The organism is Pseudonocardia pini (assembly GCF_013870575.1).
Classification (GTDB): Bacteria; Actinomycetota; Actinomycetes; order Mycobacteriales; family Pseudonocardiaceae; genus Pseudonocardia; species Pseudonocardia pini.
Window position 1 is genome coordinate 1 of sequence record NZ_JACBXB010000799.1, and the last position, 2480, is coordinate 2480.

The following is a 2480-nucleotide window of genomic DNA, read 5'->3' on the forward strand; positions in this document are numbered from 1 at the left end:
GCACGTCGGCGCCCAGGCCCCGGCCTGGATCCTCGTGGAGCAGGTCGACGACGCCGTCGAGATCAGCGTGCGCGATGACGGCCCCGGCATCCCGGAGGGCCGTCTCGCCGAGGCGGCGGCCCAGGGCAGGATCGGGGTCGCCCGGTCGATGCTCGGCCGGGTCGCGGACCTGGGCGGCACGGTCGTGCTGGACACCGGCCCGGGCCGCGGGACCGAGTGGATCATCCGCGTGCCCGCGAAGGAGACCGCGTGAGCGTGACCGTCATGGTGGTCGACGACCACCCCATCTGGCGCGAGGGCGTGGCCCGGGACCTGGGCGAACGGGGTCTCGACGTCGTCGCCACGGCACCCGACGCCGGCGCGGCGGTCCGGATCGCCCCGGCCGTGCGGCCGCAGGTCGTGCTGATGGACCTGAACCTCGGCGAGACGTCCGGAGTGGACGCGATCACCGGGATCGTCGGGAAACTGCCGGACACCCGGATCCTGGTGCTGTCCGCCAGCGGCGAGCACGCGGACGTGCTCGAGGCGCTCAAGGCGGGCGCCACGGGCTACCTCGTGAAGTCCGCGAGCGTGGACGAGCTGGTCGACGCCGTGCAGCGGACGGCCGAGGGCGTACCGGTGTTCACCCCGGGGCTGGCCGGGCTGGTGCTGGGGGAGTACCGGCGGCTGGCGGGGTCGCCGCCGTCGTCGGGCGAGCCCGCCGTGCCCGCGCTGACCGACCGGGAGACCGAGGTGCTCCGGCTGGTCGCGAAGGGGCTCACGGCCCGCCAGATCGGGGAGCGCCTGGTGGTGTCGCACCGGACCGTCGAGTCGCACGTGCAGAACACGCTGCGCAAGCTCCAGCTGCACAACCGCTCGCAGCTCGTGCGCTACGCGATCGAGCAGGGCCTCGCCGAGGACTAGGCCAGCCCGTGCTCGATCGCGTAGCGGACGAGCGCGGCGCGGCCGGGGACGTCGATCTTGCGCAGGGTGCGCTGGATGTGGTTCTCCACGGTGCGCGGGGAGAGCACGAGCCGGGTGGCGATCTGGCGGGCCGTGAGGCCCTCGACGACCAGCCGGAGCACCTCGGACTCGCGGTCGGTGAGGTGCGGGACCGCCACGTCCGGGGCGTGGGCGGTGGCGTCGAGCACGTGGTCGGCGAGCCCGTCGCCGAACGCCGTACCGCCCGCCGCCGCGGCCCGGACGATCGCGGGCAGCGCCGGGTCGTCCCGCAGGACGTAGCCGGTCGCCCCCGCCCGGACGACGTCGAGGACCTGGTCCGGGGTCGAGGCGACCGCCACCACCGGCACGGCGGGCAGCTCCGCGGCGAGGGCGCCGACCGCGACCGTGGCCGGCAGCCCCGCGTCGAGGTCCACCACCACGACGTCCGCGTGGACGGCCCGGGCGACCGGCACCGCCTCCGCGGGCACCACGGTCCGCAGGGGGGACAGGTCCGCGGGCAGGGTCGGCGGGTGTCCGGGAGCCCCGGTCACCAGCACCACCGCGAGCCCCACGAGCCCGACCCCCTCGACGCGCGACCCCGAACCCAGAGTTGATCATGTCGAGCGTCGTCTCACGCCGCGAGGGATCACCCCGGGAATCACCGTTTCGGAGCAGCGCCCACCGGAGCAGCGCCCACCGGAGCAGCTCTCGTCGGAGCAGGGCTCATTCCGAGCGGGTCGGCTCGCTCTCGTTCTCGTCGTCGAGCTCGTGGGCGGCCTTGTCCGTCGCGCCGGCGTCGGAGGCGGTGGAGGCGCTGCGGGGGTTGCCCTCGTGGTCGAGGTCGCGGGCGGTACCGCCGCCCGCGCCCGTCAGGGCGTGGTCGGAGCCTTCGTCGCCGGGGGCGTCGCCGGTGCGGTCGGTCATGGGTCCTCCAGGGGTCGGTGTCGGACGGGCCTACCCGCAGGCGCCCGGCCGCACACCCGGATTAGGGTCGGACGATGCCCAGGCGCGACCCCGAGCAGGCCCGGTTCCTCACCCTGGACTCGCTGCGCTGGATCCGCAGGCACCGCGCGTGGACCCCCTGGTACCTGCTCCGGTACTGGCGCCTGCTGCGGCTGCGGCTGCGGCACCCGGACGTCGTGCTGAAGGGCATGGTCTTCCTGGGGCGCAACGTGGAGATCGAGGTCCGGCCCGGCTACGGACGGCTGGAGATCGGCCGCTGGGTGCACATCGGCGACGGCAACTCGCTGCGCTGCCACGAGGGCTCGCTGCGGATCGGCGACAAGGTCGTGCTGGGCCGCAACAACACGCTCAACTGCTACCTCGACGTCGAGGTCGGGGCCGCGTCGATCATCGCGGACTGGGTGTACGTCACCGACTTCGACCACCGCACCGAGGACATCCACCGCCCGATCAAGGACCAGGGCATCGTGAAGTCCCCGGTCCGCATCGGGCCGGACACCTGGATCGGGGTGAAGGCCTCGGTGCTGCGGGGCTCCCGGGTCGGGACCGGCTGTGTGCTCGGCGCCCACGCCGTGGTGCGGGGGGACGTCCCGGAC

5 protein-coding genes are annotated in these 2480 nt (G+C 74.5%); 3 read left to right on the forward strand and 2 right to left on the reverse strand.

The window, feature by feature from the left end; translation table 11 throughout:
- Together H5J29_RS29100 and H5J29_RS29105 are read left to right on the forward strand one after the other, a co-directional pair.
- On the forward strand, window positions 1–253 hold a 253-nt coding region (locus H5J29_RS29100; protein WP_246394452.1), incomplete at its 5' end, for an ATP-binding protein.
- Window positions 250–903, forward strand: a complete 654-nt coding sequence (locus tag H5J29_RS29105; protein ID WP_181784178.1) for a response regulator — start codon at window positions 250–252, stop codon at window positions 901–903. The genes H5J29_RS29100 and H5J29_RS29105, both read left to right, overlap by 4 nt.
- Here H5J29_RS29105 and H5J29_RS36395 read toward each other — a convergent pair.
- Entirely contained in the window at window positions 900–1493 is a 594-nt protein-coding gene (locus tag H5J29_RS36395; protein ID WP_181784179.1) for a helix-turn-helix transcriptional regulator, read from the reverse strand. The genes H5J29_RS29105 and H5J29_RS36395 overlap by 4 nt on opposite strands.
- 151 nt (window positions 1494–1644) lie before the next feature.
- Complete coding sequence (locus H5J29_RS29115) at window positions 1645–1845, reverse strand: hypothetical protein (protein ID WP_181784180.1); 201 nt, start codon at window positions 1843–1845, stop codon at window positions 1645–1647.
- Window positions 1846–1919: 74 nt separating this feature from the next.
- Between H5J29_RS29115 and H5J29_RS29120 the strand changes: the two genes are divergently transcribed.
- The coding region (locus tag H5J29_RS29120) for an acyltransferase (RefSeq protein WP_181784181.1) at window positions 1920–2480 on the forward strand (561 nt) is incomplete at its 3' end.

Coding starts and splice junctions, on each gene's coding strand:
- H5J29_RS29115 (WP_181784180.1), bottom strand. CDS start 1,845: ATGACCGACCGCACCGGCGACGCCCCCGGCGACGAAGGCTCCGACCAC.